14 protein-coding genes and 1 pseudogene are annotated in these 16,502 nt (G+C 60.2%); 8 read left to right on the top strand and 7 right to left on the bottom strand.

The genetic code is table 11. The features are described 5' to 3' along the window. Window positions 1–32 precede the first annotated feature (32 nt). The gene (locus AS026_RS29735) at window positions 33–1,487 is read right to left on the bottom strand and encodes an NCS1 family nucleobase:cation symporter-1 (protein ID WP_062374075.1); all 1,455 of its coding nucleotides are present in this window, start codon (window positions 1,485–1,487) and stop codon (window positions 33–35) included. A 345-nt stretch (window positions 1,488–1,832) separates the two neighbouring features. Between AS026_RS29735 and rplS the strand changes: the two genes are divergently transcribed. The 6 genes from rplS to AS026_RS29705 all read left to right on the top strand — a co-directional run bounded on the left by rplS (window position 1,833) and on the right by AS026_RS29705 (window position 7,561). Next, complete coding sequence (gene rplS, locus AS026_RS29730) at window positions 1,833–2,369, top strand: 50S ribosomal protein L19 (protein WP_018855826.1); 537 nt, start codon at window positions 1,833–1,835, stop codon at window positions 2,367–2,369. Window positions 2,370–2,592: 223 nt separating this feature from the next. Further along, a complete protein-coding gene (locus AS026_RS29725) occupies window positions 2,593–3,462 on the top strand; it encodes an aldo/keto reductase family oxidoreductase (protein WP_062374072.1) in 870 nt (289 codons plus the stop codon). 154 nt (window positions 3,463–3,616) lie between these two features. Further along, complete coding sequence (locus AS026_RS29720) at window positions 3,617–4,414, top strand: transporter substrate-binding domain-containing protein (protein WP_062374069.1); 798 nt, start codon at window positions 3,617–3,619, stop codon at window positions 4,412–4,414. Window positions 4,415–4,436: 22 nt separating this feature from the next. Beyond that, window positions 4,437–5,258 carry an amino acid ABC transporter permease gene (locus AS026_RS29715; protein WP_062374066.1) on the top strand — a complete coding sequence of 274 codons (822 nt, stop codon included), beginning with the start codon at window positions 4,437–4,439 and terminating at the stop codon, window positions 5,256–5,258. 245 nt (window positions 5,259–5,503) lie between these two features. Next, a complete protein-coding gene (gene leuC / locus AS026_RS29710; protein WP_018855831.1) occupies window positions 5,504–6,913 on the top strand; it encodes a 3-isopropylmalate dehydratase large subunit in 1,410 nt (469 codons plus the stop codon). A gap of 111 nt (window positions 6,914–7,024) precedes the next feature. After that, entirely contained in the window at window positions 7,025–7,561 is a 537-nt protein-coding gene (locus AS026_RS29705; protein WP_062374063.1) for a SixA phosphatase family protein, read from the top strand. Window positions 7,562–7,617: 56 nt separating this feature from the next. Here the strand turns inward: AS026_RS29705 and AS026_RS29700 are convergent, their stop codons facing one another. Then, window positions 7,618–8,448, bottom strand: a complete 831-nt coding sequence (locus AS026_RS29700; RefSeq protein WP_062374059.1) for an aldo/keto reductase — start codon at window positions 8,446–8,448, stop codon at window positions 7,618–7,620. A gap of 138 nt (window positions 8,449–8,586) precedes the next feature. After that, window positions 8,587–9,129, bottom strand: a pseudogene (locus tag AS026_RS29695) (L,D-transpeptidase family protein). A gap of 143 nt (window positions 9,130–9,272) precedes the next feature. Between AS026_RS29695 and AS026_RS29690 the strand changes: the two are divergent. Both AS026_RS29690 and AS026_RS29685 read left to right on the top strand, forming a co-directional pair. Next, on the top strand, window positions 9,273–9,956 hold the full coding sequence (locus AS026_RS29690) for a response regulator transcription factor (protein WP_018855834.1): 684 nt from the start codon (window positions 9,273–9,275) through the stop codon (window positions 9,954–9,956). Between the two features lies 1 nt (window position 9,957). Beyond that, entirely contained in the window at window positions 9,958–10,413 is a 456-nt protein-coding gene (locus AS026_RS29685) for a cyclic nucleotide-binding domain-containing protein (RefSeq protein ID WP_018855835.1), read from the top strand. A 4-nt stretch (window positions 10,414–10,417) separates the two neighbouring features. On the opposite strand, the gene AS026_RS29680 is transcribed toward AS026_RS29685, so the two are convergent. The 4 genes from AS026_RS29680 to AS026_RS29665 all read right to left on the bottom strand — a co-directional run bounded on the left by AS026_RS29680 (window position 10,418) and on the right by AS026_RS29665 (window position 16,491). Continuing rightward, the gene (locus AS026_RS29680) at window positions 10,418–11,221 is read right to left on the bottom strand and encodes an exodeoxyribonuclease III (RefSeq protein ID WP_062374056.1); all 804 of its coding nucleotides are present in this window, start codon (window positions 11,219–11,221) and stop codon (window positions 10,418–10,420) included. 126 nt (window positions 11,222–11,347) lie between these two features. Beyond that, complete coding sequence (locus AS026_RS29675) at window positions 11,348–12,019, bottom strand: outer membrane lipoprotein carrier protein LolA (RefSeq protein ID WP_025658123.1); 672 nt, start codon at window positions 12,017–12,019, stop codon at window positions 11,348–11,350. A 136-nt stretch (window positions 12,020–12,155) separates the two neighbouring features. Then, window positions 12,156–14,816, bottom strand: a complete 2,661-nt coding sequence (locus AS026_RS29670) for an FtsK/SpoIIIE family DNA translocase (RefSeq protein ID WP_062374054.1) — start codon at window positions 14,814–14,816, stop codon at window positions 12,156–12,158. Between the two features lie 241 nt (window positions 14,817–15,057). Beyond that, the gene (locus tag AS026_RS29665; RefSeq protein ID WP_025658121.1) at window positions 15,058–16,491 is read right to left on the bottom strand and encodes an ammonium transporter; all 1,434 of its coding nucleotides are present in this window, start codon (window positions 16,489–16,491) and stop codon (window positions 15,058–15,060) included. Between the last annotated feature and the right edge of the window lie 11 nt (window positions 16,492–16,502).

Genomic DNA, 16,502 nt, shown 5'->3' with positions numbered 1-16,502 from the left:
CCGGCCAAAGCCGGGCATTCGAATTTCGGGTGTCAGTTGGTAGCGCCCACCGCAGAGCCGCGTGCGCTCGCGCGCAATGCGTAGTAGACAACGCCGCCGATGCCGACGCCGAAGAACCAGCCATAGGTCCCCCACCATTCCGGCAAGATCGACGTGAACGTCGGCAGGATCGATGAGAACAGCGAGCCGACCACGAAGGCGATGAAGGCATTCGTGTGCCAGCCATTCTGGAAGCGGAACTCGCCATTCTCCTGATAAAGATCCGCGACGTTCAGCTCACCCTTCCGGATCAGATAGTAGTCGACCATCATGATCCCGAAGATCGGGCCCATCGTCGAACCGATGAAGTTGACGAAGTGCGCGGCACCCGTTTCCCACGGCGCGAACGGATAGAGCACCAGCGCAATCAGGGCCGCAATCCAACCGCCCCGCTTGAAGCTGATCTGGCGCGGGAAGACATTCGAGAAATCGAAGGCCGGCGAGACGAAGTTGGCGACCACGTTGATGCCGAGCGTTGCAACGGCGAAAGTCAGTGCCGCAAGCAGTGCCAGGAACCAGTTGTCGAACTTCGCGGAGATCGCCTCCGGATGCAGCAGTACTTCGCCGTAGACGGTGAATGCAGCCGTGGTTGTGACGCCCGCGACGAGGCAGAAGGCGAGCAGGTTGATCGGCAGACCCCAGAGATTGCCCTTGCGCAAGGTCTTGGTGTCCTTGGTGTAGCGCGAGAAATCGCAGAAATTTAGGTAGAGAGCCGCAAAGTAGGTGATCCATGTCGCGGCAACCGCGGCAAGAGCCGCGAACGAGCCAGGCTCGCCGGCGATGCCGACTTCCTTCGTCCTCTCGAGCAGAACGTCGCGTGGGATCTCGCTGCCGAAGGAGAAGGTGCCGGCCTTGACGACAAGATAAACCGCCAGGACAAGCATCATGATCCAGACAGCGGGCCCGGCCATGTCCTGAAACCTGCGCACGGTCTCCATGCCACGCTGGATGATCAGGAGCTGCAGGGACCAAACGACGACGTAGCAGATGACCTCAAGCGTGGAATGACCAAGCATGTGGCTATTCTGGTGGAAGGCAAGCATGCTCTCATTGCGGATGAGAAGAGCCACGATCGCGCCCGATGCCGCCGCCGTTTGCGCGCCGTACCAAAAGCAGGCGACGACGGCGCGCACGAGCGCCGGCGCATTGGCCCCGAACGTACCGAACGAGGCGCGGGCAAGAACCGGGAACGGCACACCCGTCTTGACGCCGGCGTTGCCGACGAGACTCATGAGGAAGAAGATGACGAGCGAGCCGAAGCCGATCGCAATCACGAAGTTGATAAAGCTGCCGCACAGCAGGAAAAGACTCGCTGCGAGATAATAACCCCAGAGGCTGTGAACGTCCGAGGTCCACACATTGAAAATACTGAAGGCGCCCCACTTCCTCTCCTGAGCGGGCGCCAAGTCCTCATTATAGAGCGAGGACGACGGATTACTTATTGTCATTCATTCCCCTCCAAAACTCCCACGGATCACAATTTGACCCAAATGAGAATCTGCTCCCCTGTTGTGCATTTGACAAATATTTAATCAAATGAGTCACAGGCTTGATATCGTGCAGCACTGGCAAAAGCCCAGTTTGGCGGTCGGCGCGGCGAAATTTCCGGGCCAAAGGGGTGACAAAGCCTGCGCAATACGGTATGCGCACGCCCGGAATGGGAAAACTCCCATCAACCACGTAAAGAAAAACAGACGAATTCGCTCCTGCCCTCACCGGCAAATATCTGCGGCTCGACCAAAGATAGATCGTTCAGAGCGCTCTGGCTGTTGAACCAACAAAGAGGTTGAGTCATGAATATCATTCAGCAGCTTGAGGCCGAACAGGTCGCCAAGATCGAAGCACAGCGCACGCTTCCGGAATTCTCCCCGGGCGATACCGTTCGCGTCAACGTCCGCGTCAAGGAAGGCAACCGTACCCGCGTACAGGCCTACGAAGGCGTTTGCATCGCTCGCTCTGGCGGCGGTCTGCAGGAGAACTTCACGGTTCGCAAGATCTCCTACGGCGAAGGCGTCGAGCGCGTATTCCCGGTCTGCTCCCCTGCTATCGAAAGCGTAGAAGTCGTTCGCCGCGGTAAGGTCCGTCGCGCGAAGCTCTACTACCTGCGTGATCGTCGCGGCAAGTCGGCTCGTATCGTCGAGAACACCGGCACCCGCGCTCGCAAGCTCAACGACGCCGAGCGTCAGGCCGTTGCCGAGGAAAAGGCACGCCTGGAAGCCGAAAAGGTTGCAGCAGCTCAGGCGCTCGCAGCCGAAAAGGCAGCACAGGAAGCTGCAGAGGCCAAGGCAGCAGCAGAAGCTGCCGCAGCAGCTGAGCCGGCAGCAGAATAAGTTTCAATCCTTCGTGATTGTCGGAAAGGCGGCCTTCGGGTCGCCTTTTTTTGTTGCTGGCAATAGCGAGTCACTGGCAGGTCGGACCGCGTAGAGGTTGGGCCTGACGTCCGGTCCTCTACCCGTCATTGTCCGAAATTCCGAACAGCCCGTGCGGAATGTATGCCGTTATCGCAGGAGCCGGTCTGACCTATTTCTGCCCTGTCTTTAAACGGAGCAGATCATGTCCAATCTCGAAAAATCGGGCACATTCACGCTCGGCGACCGCACGGTGGCGCGGCTTGGCTACGGGACCATGCAACTCGCCGGCAAAGGCGTCTTCGGGCCACCGAAGGATCGCGCCGAGGCAATCGCTGTGTTACGCGAAGCAGTCGAAAGCGGAGTCAACCACATCGACACCAGCGACTTCTACGGCCCGCACGTCACCAACCAGATCATCAGGGAGGCGCTGCATCCTTATCGGGATGATCTTGTGATCGTCACGAAGATCGGAGCAACGCGTGGGCCAGACGCGTCTTGGAATCCGGCCTTCTCAAAAGAAGCGCTGACGCAGGCAATTCACGACAACCTCATGAATCTCGGCCTCGAGGTGATCGATGTGGTCAATCTGCGGGCCATGTTTGATGTCCATGGCCCGGCGGAGGGATCTCTGGAAGAACCCCTCACCATCCTCGCCGATCTTCAGCGCCAGGGCCTTGTCAGACACGTTGGCCTCTCCAACGTCACCACCAAGCAAGTCGCGGACGGCAGAAAGATCACCGAAATCGTTTGCGTTCAAAACCAGTACAATCTTGTGCACCGCGGGGACGATCCGCTGATCGAACAGCTCGCGACGGAAGGAACAGCCTATGTGCCCTTCTTTCCGCTCGGGGGCTTCTCGCCATTGCAATCGTCCACGCTGTCGGATGTCGCTGCGGAGCTTGATGCAACACCGATGCAGGTTGCTCTTGCGTGGCTTCTGCGACGCGCGCCGAATATCTTGCTCATACCCGGGACCTCGTCACGTCTCCACCTCAGGGAGAACCTCGCGGTCGCCGATATCACCTTGCCCACCGAAGCCATTCAGAAACTGGATGGTATCGCGTCTCGCTGACGACATTTGCAATCTGTCCCGCAAAAATCTTTGCATGGAAGGGCGGTCTTTGGACCGCCTTTTCTGTTTTTGAATGGCGACACGCGGCAATTCTCTTGCCATCCACTTCGCAACTATGACAGGTTTCGCGGACTATATTTCGGGGAGATATTTAATGCAGTTCCGTCGCACCGTTCTTGCAGGACTGACCGCACTTGTCCTGTCGCCGCTCGCCGCCCTCGCCGCCGACCTTCCCGACCTCAAGGGCAAGTCGGTCGTCGTCGTCACCGAGAACGCCTATCCGCCGCTACAGTTCGTCGATCCGAAGTCGGGCAAGGCGATCGGCTGGGAATATGATGCGATGAACGAGATCGCCAAGCGGCTGAACTTCAAGGTCGAGTATCAGAACACCAGCTGGGACGCGATGATCCAGGCTGTCTCCGACAACCAGTACAACATCGGCATGACCGGCATCACCATCAAGGATGACCGGAAGGCCAAGGTCGACTTCTCCGATCCCTACATGCGCTCGCAGCAGTTCATGCTGGTGCGCGGCGACGAAAGCCGCTTCACCGACGCCAAGACCTTCGGCGCCTTCAATGACGGCCTCGTCGGCGCGCAGCCGGGCACCTCGCCTTTCTACACCGCCGTCTACGAAATCCTTGATGGCAACGAGCAAAACCCACGCGTCAAGCTCTTCGAAACCTTCGGCGCCACCGTCCAGGCGCTCAAGGCCGGCGACGTCGACGTGGTGCTGACCGACAGCGTCGCTGCCAAGGGTTATGTCGACGCCTCGAATGGCAGCCTGAAGGTCATCGGCGGTCCGCTCGGCACCGAGGATTTCGGTTTCATCTTCCCGAAGGGCTCCGATCTCGTCGCCCCGGTCAATGCCGCAATCGCAAGCCTGAAGGCCGACGGCACCTTCGACGCGCTGAACAAGAAGTGGTTCCTCGACTACAAGATGGGCGAATGATCCCGTCTTCGGCGAACACCTAATGGCACCTCAGCCGGCCCCTGTTGGGCACAGTAAGGGCGACTATCCCTGGTGGCTGGTCGCCCTTGTCGCGATCGGCATCGTCCTTGCCGTCGTCATCATCGCCAACGACATCTATGCGCAGGTCTTCCGCACCGTCTTCAACGGCGTCGGTGTTACCATCTTCGTGACGCTGGTGGGATTTGCACTCGCAACCATCCTCGGTCTCGCCATCGCGCTGCTCGGACTGTCCGACAGCGTCGTGCTTCGCCAGATCTCGCGCTTCTATGTCGAAGTCATCCGCGGCGTGCCGATGCTGGTGCTGCTGTTCTACGTGGCCTTCGTCGGCGCCCCCGGCATCGTCGCCGCCTACAATTTCCTGACCCGCCCGCTGATCCAGGCCGGCCTCAGCGAACCTGTGATGGTGCGCGACTTCTCGCTGATGTGGCGGGCAATCATCGCCTTGATGATCGGCTATTCCTCCTTCATCGCGGAAGTGTTCCGCGCCGGGATCCAGTCGGTCGATCACGGCCAGATCGAAGCCGCCAAGGCGCTCGGCCTGTCGCGCTATCACCGCTTCCGCTTTGTGGTGTTCCCGCAGGCGATCAGGGTGATCTTCCCGCCGCTGTCGAACGATTTCGTGGCGATGGTCAAGGACTCGTCGCTGGTGTCGGTGCTCGGCGTCTCCGACATCACCCAGATGGGCAAGATCTATGCCTCCGGCTCGTTTCGTTTCTTTGAAACCTATTCGATCGTCACCTATATCTACCTCATCCTGACGATCGGTTTGTCGCTTGCACTGAGGCAGGTCGAGAAACGGATGCGCGGGAAAGACCGGCGTTAGCGGCCGAATGATTCGAATTGCCGCCGTCGCGAAAAATTGGTATGTGACAGCGCATGGAATCCAAGTTCAGTTGCATTGGGGCGCATATTTTCGTGCTGCAGGATCATTACCGCCTGCCGGCACGCTTCTTTGCGGCCGTTTCCGGTGCACTCAACAGCCGACTTCGTTGATCGAATGACGGCCCGGCGGGCCTCACCGCCACCAGCTCCATTTTTCCATACGCATCCAAGAACGGACCTACCGCCATGAGCGCACCGCGTACCCTTTACGACAAGATCTGGGACGACCACCTGGTCGATCAGCAGGACGACGGCACCTGTCTTCTCTACATCGACCGCCACCTGGTCCACGAAGTCACCTCGCCGCAGGCCTTCGAAGGCCTGCGCATGACTGGCCGCAAGGTTCGCGCGCCGGAAAAGACGCTGGCTGTGGTCGACCACAACGTCCCGACGTCGCCTGATCGCCATCTCGGCATCAAGAACGAAGAGAGCCGTATCCAGGTCGAGCAACTCGCCATCAACGCCGCCGAATTCAATGTCGAGTACTACTCGGAAAACGACAAGCGCCAGGGCATCGTCCACATCATCGGACCGGAACAGGGCTTCACCCTGCCCGGCATGACGATTGTCTGCGGCGACAGCCACACCTCGACGCATGGCGCCTTCGGCTCGCTCGCCCATGGCATCGGCACGTCTGAGGTCGAGCACGTGCTCGCCACCCAGACGCTGATCCAGAAGAAGGCGAAGAACATGCTGGTGCAGGTCGACGGCGTACTGCCGGCTGGCGTCACCGCCAAGGATATCGTTCTCGCCATCATCGGTGAAATCGGCACCGCCGGCGGCACCGGCTACGTTATCGAATACGCCGGCGAAGCCATTCGCGCGCTGTCGATGGAAGGCCGCATGACCATCTGCAACATGTCGATCGAAGGCGGCGCTCGCGCCGGCCTGATCGCGCCTGACGAGACCACCTTCGAGTACATCAAGGGCAAGCCGCGCGCGCCGAAGGGCGAGGCGCTGGAGCAGGCAATCGCTTACTGGAAGACCCTGAAGTCGGACGAAGGCGCGCATTTTGACCGCGTTGTGAAGCTCAACGCCGCTGAACTGCCGCCGATCGTATCTTGGGGCTCTTCGCCGGAGGACGTCATTTCCGTTCAGGGCGTCGTTCCGAACCCTGATGAAATCCCGGAAGAGACGAAGCGCGCTTCCAAGTGGCGTGCGCTTGATTACATGGGCCTGAAGCCCGGCACCCCGATCACCGAGATCAACATCGACCGCGTCTTCATCGGCTCCTGCACGAACGGCCGCATCGAAGACCTGCGCGCTGTTGCCAAGGTCGTCGAGGGCAAGACCGTTGCCTCGACCGTCAACGCCATGATCGTTCCGGGCTCCGGCCTCGTGAAGGAGCAAGCGGAGAAGGAAGGCCTCGACAAGATCTTCAAGGCAGCCGGCTTTGACTGGCGCGAGCCCGGCTGCTCCATGTGCCTCGCCATGAACGACGACCGCCTGAAGCCCGGCGAACGTTGCGCCTCGACCTCGAACCGCAACTTCGAAGGCCGCCAGGGCTTCAAGGGTCGTACGCACCTGGTGTCTCCAGCGATGGCCGCCGCAGCGGCGATCGCCGGCCACTTCGTCGATATCCGCGAGTGGAACTAAGCATAAGGGCCTCCCCTTCGGAAACGAGGGGGAGGCTATCTCGGCAGACACCGGACGTATTCGGTGCGACAATAGCCGCGTTCGACCCCCTGGCTCCTTTCAGGTGAGCATATGAGCGCCGCAAAACCCTCCACCAAACGACGCCTGCTTCTTCTTCGTCACGCCAAATCCGCATGGCCGGAGGACGTGGCCGACCACGACCGCCCGCTGGCCGGCCGTGGAGAAAAGACAGCGCCATTGATGGGCCGCTACCTCGCGCGTGAAAAGCTTATTCCCGATCTCGTGCTTGTATCGTCCGCGCGCCGCACGCAGCAGACCTGGAAACTCGTCGCCAAAAAGCTGCCGCCCTCGATCGCAAAGCAGGATTCGGAGGACTTGTACGAAGCCTCTGCGGCGAAGATCGCTGCCGTCATACAGTCGATCGATCCATCGGTCCGGACCCTCATGCTGATCGGACACAATCCCGGTTTTCAGGATCTTGCGGATGGCCTGATCGGTGCAGGCGACCCGGAGGCATGTGTTGGCATCAGGGAGAAATTCCCGACAGCCGCACTTGCCGTCATCGAGTTCGATGTGGATCGCTGGAAAGGGCTAAAGCCAAAGAGCGGCACACTGGAGCGGTTCGTCACGCCGCGTTCGCTCGCCTGAGCGAAAACTGCGTCTCCCTCCTCCCCGCATAGAGAGGAGGGAGCGCAAAGTTCAGATCAGAAATTGGCCGTGTACGGATCCGGCCCCATGCGGGCGCTCTTGTCGTCGAGCTTGGCAATCGCCGCCATGTCGGCTGCATCCAGCTTGAAATCGAAGACCTTGAAATTCTCCTCAATGCGCGACGGCGTCACCGACTTCGGAATGACGACGAGACCGCCGTCGATGTGCCAACGGATGATGACCTGCGCGGGTGTCTTTCCGTGCTTCCTGGCGATCTCGCCAATCGTCGCATCGGCGATCAACTTGCCCTGACCGAGCGGGCTCCAGGATTCGGTGGCAATGTTCAGCTTCTTGTGCGCTTCCTGCGCCGCCCGCTGCTGGAAATCCGGATGCAGCTCGATCTGGTTGATGACAGGGACGACACCTGTATCGCCGATGATCTGTTCGAGATGGTCGGGATAGAAGTTGGAAACGCCGATCGAACGAGCGCGGCCCTCTTCCCGGATCTTCACGAAGGCCTTCCAGGTTTCGCGATAGAGCCCACGCTGCGGCGACGGCCAGTGGATGAGGTAGAGATCGACATAATCAGTACCGAGCTTCCTCAGGCTGCCTTCGAAGGCGCGCATGGTCGCGTCGTAGCCCTGGTCGGTGTTGCGGAGCTTGGTGGTGACGAAAATGTCCTTGCGATCGAGGCCGGACGACCGGATGCCCTCGCCGACGCCTTCCTCGTTGTCGTAGCCGGACGCCGTGTCGATGTGGCGATAGCCGGCGGCAATGGCCGTGCGCACCGTCGGTGCCGCAATCTCCTGGGGCGTCTGCCACACGCCGAGACCGACCTGGGGAATGGAATGTCCGTCATGGAAAGTGATGATGGGTTGCTGTGCCACAATATGTCTCCGTAATTTTGAAGAATTGGACGAGGCATGATTGAATCCGCTTCTTGCGGATTTCCCTGCGCGCATTTCAGCCGTGCGCCGGTCGAAAGGGCATATAGGTAAGCGGGACTGGTTTATCACCCCCGAGCGTCAAAGAACACGAACGACAGTGCCTCTGCGCATGAAGGGCAGACGCTGCATATCGCGCGGATGAACGGCGACGCAGCCGGCGGTCAGCTCGTAACCCGGCCTGATCAGATGGAAGAAAATCGCGGAGCCCCGATTGCGCGCCCGAGCCGTGACGTTCCAGTCGAGCACGAGGCAGATGTCGTAGAGGCCGTCCTTGCGCTTCATCCTCATGGCTGCGGCCGAAGGGCGCCCGGACCAGGCGATTGTAATTGGCGTCGTCCGGCTGGTCGCACCAGAGCATATCCTCACGGATGCGGCGAATTGCAAGCGGCGTCTCCAGATGTGTGGGCCGGTCGCCGCGGCGGAAGCCGGAAAGCAACTTCATCGAGGCGATAGGGGTGGCGCCATCTCCCTCGCGCTTGAGAACCGTTCGGCCTGAACGACCGATCGCTGCAGGCACCCTGAGGGCGCCGAACTGGATCAAAGCCCTGCTTTTTTGCCGGGCGCAGGACGAACGAGGAGGGTCGTCGACTTTATCCGCGTCGGACGCCTTGTTTTCTCCATTTTTCTCACATGTGTTTGCGATTGCTAGGTTTGTGATTGAAATCACATAGCATCGTATACGACAACAGCTCGGTCACCCGATCTTTGCCAATGCCGGAAAATTGGCGTAGGAGTGAGGGACCGTAGGCGAGGGAAAGAGCCGCATGACCGCACGCACCATTCTCTTGGTGGATGATGATGACGACCTCCGCGAGACACTCACGGAGCAGCTTTCGCTCTATGACGAATTCACGGTCCTCCAGGAAACGACAGCGGCCAAGGGTGTCGAGCGCGCGCGATCAACGCCGATCGACCTGTTGATCATGGATGTGGGCCTGCCTGACATGGACGGCCGCGAAGCCGTGAAGCTGCTGCGCAAGGGCGGCTTGAAAGCCCCGATCATCATGCTGACCGGCCATGACACGGACTCGGATACGATCCTGGGCTTGGAGGCTGGCGCCAACGACTACATCGCGAAGCCCTTCCGCTTTGCCGTCCTGCTTGCCCGCATCCGCGTGCAGCTGCGGCAGCACGAGCAGAGCGAGGACGCCACCTTCAATGTCGGCCCCTACGTCTTCAAGCCGAGCCAGAAGCTCCTGACGATGGACAGCGGGCAGAAGATCCGTCTGACCGAAAAGGAAGCCGCGATCATTCGCTACCTCTATCGCGCGGAGCAAAAGGTCGTCACCCGTGACGTGCTGCTGGAAGAGGTGTGGGGTTACAATTCGGGGGTGACGACACACACCCTGGAAACCCACGTTTACCGTCTCCGCCAGAAGATCGAACGCGATCCCTCCAACGCCGAGATTCTGGTAACGGAAAACGGCGGCTACAAGATCATACCGTAGCATGGCCCTAAACGACGACATCAGGCTACTGTCGCAGCTGCCGCTGTTCCACGGCATGTCCGAGGATCAGCTGCGTCTGATCGCCTTTGGTGCGGATCGCCGCGTCATGTCGGCCGGCCAGATGCTCTTCCGCGAGGGCTCGCCGGCAGAAAGCGCTTATGTGATCCTCAGCGGCAATGTCGAACTCAGCCGCACCGGTCGCGACGGTCAGCCCGAGATCCAGAACACCGTCGGACCCGGCACGCTTCTATCCGAACTTGCCCTGATCACCTTGGTCGAACGCAAGTTTACGGCCGTTGCAACGGAAGACACGAGCATCATCCGCATCACACGCTCGCTCTTCCATCGGTTGATCGAGGAGTATCCGGATGCAGCCCGGCTGATCGAAAGCCGCATCCGCGACAATATTGCCGAGCTTGCGGCCCGAGCCGCGGCCCAGCTTCACCGCTTTATCTGACAGATCAGAGATTGAAGTGCGCCGTGACAGGCACGTGGTCGGACGGCCGCTCCCAGCCGCGCGCTTCCTTCAGGATGTCGATGCGCTGCAGGTGTGGCCCAAGATCCTTTGAGCTCCAGATGTGGTCAAGGCGACGGCCGCGATCGGCCGCTTCCCAGTCCTTGGCGCGATAGCTCCACCAGGTATAGAGCTTTTCGTTCTCAGGCACGTGCTGCCGCATCAGGTCGAGCCAGGCGCCGCGCTGCATCACCTCGAGAAGGCCCTCTGTCTCCACCGGCGTGTGGCTGACGATCTTCAGCAACTGCTTGTGGGACCAGACGTCATGCTCAAGCGGAGCAATGTTGAGGTCGCCGACAAGGATTGACGATGTATTCGCCTCACCATTTGCCTTGAGCTGCTTCATTTCCTCGATGAAATCGAGCTTGTGGCCGAACTTCGGATTGATCTCCCGATCCGGTTCGTCGCCTCCGGCCGGCACGTAGAAGTTATGCAGCCGAATACGCCGGCTACCGCGCTCGAAGATGGCCGAGATGTGCCGCGCGTCGCCGACGTTGCAATAGTCCTGCCGGTGGTCCTCGACCAACGGAACGCGCGATGCGATGGCAACACCATGATAGCCCTTCTGACCATGGATGATGATGTGTTCGTAGCCCATCGCGCGCAATGGCGAGGCAGGAAACAAGTCGTTCGGAACCTTCGTTTCCTGGAAGCAAAGGATGTCTGGCTTATGTTTGAGGACGAATTGCTCGACGATCGGCATGCGCAGCCGCAGAGAGTTGATATTCCACGTCGTAACCGAGAAGCTCATTCCATCGTTGCCTTTCAAAACCGGACGAACTGGCTTTAGAGCAAAGGCTTTGCCGATGGAACGGATGCGCGCAAAGAAAAACGCCCCGCGAGATCGCGAGGCGTTCTTCTCGTAAAACAGCTGAAATCAATCTCGGTAAGCGGCCGTTCCCGGGATTACCTCGTATGGTACCCTGAACACCTTGTCGTCGAACTGGACGCCAGTCTTGACGTTGAACACCATCACCGAAGTGTCTTTGCCCTGATTGTCGGTAATCGTCCACTGGCGGAGATCGTAGGTCTTCGGGTCGAACATCATCGTAATTGTCGAGTTACCGAAGATCGTGTTGTTGCCAAGGGCGATCGTCGTCAGGTCGGATTCCTGCTTCACGCTCTTCACCGAGCCGGCCGAGAGATCGATCCGTTGCGCCAACAGCAGGCTGAGCGGCGTCTTCGACAATGGGTAGAGATCCCACGTCTTGAGCTTCATATTTCCAACAGCGACGTTCTTGCCGTCCGCGATGACACGGATCGGTGACGGATTGTCATAGTTGAAGCGCAGTTTGCCGGGGCGCTGAATGTAGAACTTTCCGCCGGTCTGCTCGCCACGCGGGCCGAATTGAACGAATTCGCCCTGCATCGTAGCGACGCTCGAAAAGTGATCCGCGATCGCCTGCGCGGTGCTGGCACCTGAAGCAGCGGATGCCGCTTGCGCATAGGCAGCAATCGGAATCGCAGACGCCGCAGCGGCGGCCAGCGAGCCGAGAAGATGGCGCCGGCTCAGCGAGATGCGATCCAAGATGGAATCGGAGTTGTTCATCTATGTCTCCTTTATGCAATTCGAATGCTGCGGAAACGCGGCGCCTTCATGGCGTAGTTCGCAGACCTGCATAAACTAACGGTTTCGGCGCGATCAGGTTTCCGTGATCCCGGCGTCATTTCGATCGCTGTCGACCTCAACGGTCCAGAATATCGTCTTCGGTCGGAACCAGGATCTCGCGTTTTCCAGCATGGTTGGCGGGACCGATAATGCCTTCCTGCTCCATCCGCTCGATCAGTGATGCGGCGCGATTGTATCCAATGCCAAGTCTACGCTGAATATACGACGTTGACGCCTTTCCGTCACGCAGAACGATGGCGACAGCCTGGTCGTACGGATCGTCGGAATCGGAGAGATTGGACGTCCCTGCCGGACCGCCGCCGTAGTCGCCGTCTTCGTCGTCATCTGCGGTGATGGCGTCGAGATATTGCGGCGAGCCCTGGGTCTTCAGATAGGAAACGATCTCCTCCACTTCCATGTCGGCAACGAACGGACCATGGACGCGCTGAATGCGCCCGCCGCCGGCCATATAGAGCATGTCACCCATGCCGAGCAGCTGCTCGGCGCCCTGCTCTCCGAGGATGGTGCGGCTGTCGATCTTCGACGTCACCTGGAAGGAAATGCGCGTCGGGAAGTTTGCCTTGATCGTGCCCGTGATGACATCGACGGACGGACGCTGGGTCGCCATGATGACGTGGATGCCGGCCGCGCGTGCCATCTGTGCCAGGCGCTGCACCGCACCTTCGATATCCTTGCCGGCGACCATCATCAGGTCGGCCATCTCGTCGATAATGACGACGATGTAAGGCATGGGCTGCAGGTCGAATTCTTCCGTCTCGTACATCGCTTCGCCGGTATGGCGGTCGAAACCGGTCTGGACGGTGCGCGAGATCACCTCGCCCTTGGCAAGCGCCTGCTCGACGCGGCTGTTGAAGCCGTCGATATTGCGGACGCCGATCTTCGACATCTTCTTGTACCGCTCTTCCATCTCGCGGACGGTCCACTTGAGCGCAACGACTGCCTTCTTCGGATCCGTCACAACAGGCGAGAGTAGGTGCGGAATGCCGTCGTAGACGGACAATTCGAGCATCTTCGGATCGATCATGATCAGGCGGCACTGCTCCGGCGTCATGCGGTAGAGCAGTGACAGGATCATGGTATTGATGGCGACCGACTTACCGGAACCGGTCGTACCGGCAACCAGCAAGTGCGGCATCTTCGCCAGATCAGCAATCACGGCCTCGCCGCCGATCGTCTTGCCGAGCGCCATGGCAAGCTTGGCCTTGGAGCCATCGAAGTCACGGGAAGCGATGAGTTCACGCAGATAGACGGTTTCGCGCGTGGAGTTCGGCAGTTCGATGCCGATCGCGTTGCGACCCGGCACGACGGCGACGCGGGCAGCGATCGCGCTCATCGAACGGGCAATATCGTCGGCAAGGCCGATAACGCGGGACGACTTGATGCCCGGCGCAGGTTCCAGTTCGTAAAGCGTGACGACCGGACCGGGGCGAACGTGGATGATCTCGCCCTTGACGCCGAAATCCTCGAGCACGCCCTCGAGCATGCGCGCATTCTGTTCCAGCGCGTCGGCAGATAGTGTCGAATCTCGCACGACATTCTTCGGTTCCGCGAGCAGGTGCATCGACGGAAGCTGGAAGCCTTCAGGACGAATGAACGACCCCTGCTGCTCCCGTTCGAGACGCGCACCAGGTTTCGGCCGCGCCGGAGGCTGCACGACGCGCGGTTCCGCGCGCCCGGTCGCCTTGGCCGGCGCGCGCATCATCCAGTCATCGTCATCGGGCAGGATATCGGCCGGCCGCGGCGGCATGTCGTCGAACGGCAGATCGTCGTCATCGTCATCATCATCAAGCGAAACGGACGGAGTAGAAACAACGCGGCGCTGCGAGGCAGCGCGCGGCTCCATTGATGGCTCCATGCGATCGCCACGCCCGGCCGGCGCCTTGGCGCGAACCGGCTCGTTCAGCTTGCCAAACTCGTCGTCGTTGAAGTCGTACGGCGACTCGAAATCATCCTGCCGGCGCTTGCGCGGACCCATGCCGAGCAGCCGGCGTATTCGGGCCTGGCTCATGTACCAGGCGTGCGTCAGCGCACCGAAGGCAAGCCAGCCGCCTTCATCGTCATCTTCATCTTCGTCGCCGACCGAGCGCAGCTTGGAGCGAGTGCTTGCGTAGGCTTCCTCGGCTTCCTCTTCATCGTCCTCGCTGCGACCGACGATGCCGGCAGCAAACAGCATCATCCAGACGGTCGGGACAGCGAATACGGAACCGACGGCAGTCGCAAAAGCGCCCGTCGGATAGGCACCGACAAACAAGGCAGGAAACCGCAGGATCATGTCGCCAATAACGCCGCCGATGCCATTCGGGATCGGCCAGGTGAGCGGTGGCGGGAAGCAGCCAATAACGGCGGAGGAGAGCACGGAACCCAAGGCCCAGGCTGCGGCGCGCGCGGGAATGCGGCTGAAACGCCTGCCTGAGATCAGAGCGAGAGCCCAAGCGACAACCGGCAGAAGCGCCACGACACTGGCCAGGCCAAAGAATTGCATGGCGATGTCGGCGAACGCGGCGCCGCCATAACCCAGGATGTTCGTCGGTTGGTTTCCGGTCGCATAGGAATAGCTCGGGTCCGCGACGTTCCAGGTCGCGAGCGCTGCGACCGCCAATGCGAGCAGCAGGAAGATGGCGAAGCCAAAAAGGGTCTGCGCCTGCCGGAACATGAAACCCGAGAGGGAAAAACGGTCCGGCCGGCCATCCATTGCTGGCGATGTGCTTCTTGCCATGTGTGTACCCGTCCAATGCGTGAGAGCGTTCGAATCGCCAAGCGTCTGCGCTCAGTACCTTCGCCCCACCTAATCAGAGGACAGTTAAAGCGGTATTAACCATGCCGCCCTCACATCTTGCAGCGGAAAATAAAAAAGCCCGAACCTATGGAGGTCCGGGCCAAGAGCGGTCTATTCGGATGAATAGGCCGCGACGGGCTGTTCAGCGGCGACGGCTTGCGCCAGCGCCGCAATGCCTTGATTACGCGTGGTAAGCGGCTTCGCCGTGGGTCGAAAGGTCGAGACCTTCACGCTCGGCTTCAACAGAGACGCGCAGACCGATGACGACATCAACGATCTTGTAGAGGATCAGGGAACCGATACCCGACCATGCGATCGTTGTCAGGACGCCCTTCAGCTGAGCGAAGACCTGCGTCGCCGTGCCCGGATAGCCGGCGGCGAAATCGGCCGTCGAGTAGTCGACAATGCCTGCCCCGCCGAGTGCCGGGTTGACCAGGATACCGGTGCCGATGGCGCCGAGGATACCACCGATGCAGTGGACGCCGAAGACATCAAGCGAGTCGTCGTAGTTGAACTTGTTCTTCACGACGTCAACGAAGAAGTAGCAGACCGGCGACACGATGAGGCCGAGGACGATCGAACCCATTGGGCCGGCGAAGCCGGCTGCCGGGGTAACGGCAACGAGACCAGCGACAGCGCCCGAAGCTGCACCGAGCATTGAAGCCTTGCCGCGGGTGAAGTTTTCAACGAGGCACCAGGACACAGCGGCAGCAGCCGTTGCGACAAAGGTGTTGATCATCGCCAGCGAGGCGTAGGCATTTGCTTCGAGGTTCGATCCGGCATTGAAGCCGAACCAGCCGACCCACAGAAGCGAAGCACCGACCATCGTGAGGGTCATGGAGTGCGGTGCCATGATTTCCTTCTTATAGCCCGTGCGCTTGCCGAGCATGATGGCGCCGATCAGACCGGCAATACCGGCATTGATGTGGACGACCGTGCCGCCGGCGAAGTCGAGCGCTCCGTAGGAGAAGATCAGGCCAGACGGCGAGGTGTAGGAGCTTGGGCCACCCCAGAACCAGACCATGTGTGCCATCGGGAAGTAGACGAAAGTGACCCACAGAACCACGAACAGCATGACGGCCGAGAACTTGATGCGCTCGGCAAAGGCGCCGACGATCAGGGCTGGCGTGATGCAGGCGAAGGTCATCTGGAAGCAAACGAAGGTCAGCTCGGGAATTGCAACGCCCTTCGTAAAGGTCTCTGACAGGGTGGTCGTGTCGACGCCTGCAAGGAATGCCTTCGAGAAGCCGCCGACGAAGCTGTTGAGCGAACCGCCGTCCGTAAAGGCCAGCGAATAGCCGTAGGTAACCCAGATGATCATGACCACGGCCGTGATCATGAAGACCTGCATGAGAACGGAAAGCATGTTCTTGGCGCGGACGAGGCCACCGTAGAACAGGGCGAGGCCCGGAATTGTCATCAGCAGGACAAGCACGGTGGAGATGAGCATCCACGTGTTGTCACCCTTGTCGACCGTCATCGCAGGAGCAGCAGCGGCGGCAGCAGGCGCAGCGGTCGTGGCGGCATCCTGCGCGAAGGCGGCAACCGGCGCGAGCAGCGCGGCAGGCGCAGCAGCAAGCCGCGCATATGTGGAGGAAAATTTCGAGATTGACATTGAAAGAGGCT

It is taken from the genome of Rhizobium altiplani, assembly GCF_001542405.1.
GTDB classification, from domain to species: domain Bacteria; phylum Pseudomonadota; class Alphaproteobacteria; order Rhizobiales; family Rhizobiaceae; genus Rhizobium; species Rhizobium altiplani.
The sequence above is the reverse complement of the archived record's forward strand: the minus strand, read 5'-3'. Positions and strand labels throughout refer to the sequence as shown.

What these genes read in the sequence shown, in the direction of transcription:
- AS026_RS29735 (WP_062374075.1), bottom strand. Translation starts at nt 1,487, where the DNA reads ATGACAATAAGTAATCCGTCGTCCTCGCTCTATAATGAGGACTTGGCG.
- rplS (WP_018855826.1), top strand. Translation starts at nt 1,833, where the DNA reads ATGAATATCATTCAGCAGCTTGAGGCCGAACAGGTCGCCAAGATCGAA.
- AS026_RS29725 (WP_062374072.1), top strand. Translation starts at nt 2,593, where the DNA reads ATGTCCAATCTCGAAAAATCGGGCACATTCACGCTCGGCGACCGCACG.
- AS026_RS29720 (WP_062374069.1), top strand. Translation starts at nt 3,617, where the DNA reads ATGCAGTTCCGTCGCACCGTTCTTGCAGGACTGACCGCACTTGTCCTG.
- AS026_RS29715 (WP_062374066.1), top strand. Translation starts at nt 4,437, where the DNA reads ATGGCACCTCAGCCGGCCCCTGTTGGGCACAGTAAGGGCGACTATCCC.
- leuC (WP_018855831.1), top strand. Translation starts at nt 5,504, where the DNA reads ATGAGCGCACCGCGTACCCTTTACGACAAGATCTGGGACGACCACCTG.
- AS026_RS29705 (WP_062374063.1), top strand. Translation starts at nt 7,025, where the DNA reads ATGAGCGCCGCAAAACCCTCCACCAAACGACGCCTGCTTCTTCTTCGT.
- AS026_RS29690 (WP_018855834.1), top strand. Translation starts at nt 9,273, where the DNA reads ATGACCGCACGCACCATTCTCTTGGTGGATGATGATGACGACCTCCGC.
- AS026_RS29685 (WP_018855835.1), top strand. Translation starts at nt 9,958, where the DNA reads ATGGCCCTAAACGACGACATCAGGCTACTGTCGCAGCTGCCGCTGTTC.
- AS026_RS29680 (WP_062374056.1), bottom strand. Translation starts at nt 11,221, where the DNA reads ATGAGCTTCTCGGTTACGACGTGGAATATCAACTCTCTGCGGCTGCGC.
- AS026_RS29675 (WP_025658123.1), bottom strand. Translation starts at nt 12,019, where the DNA reads ATGAACAACTCCGATTCCATCTTGGATCGCATCTCGCTGAGCCGGCGC.
- AS026_RS29670 (WP_062374054.1), bottom strand. Translation starts at nt 14,816, where the DNA reads ATGGCAAGAAGCACATCGCCAGCAATGGATGGCCGGCCGGACCGTTTT.
- AS026_RS29665 (WP_025658121.1), bottom strand. Translation starts at nt 16,491, where the DNA reads ATGTCAATCTCGAAATTTTCCTCCACATATGCGCGGCTTGCTGCTGCG.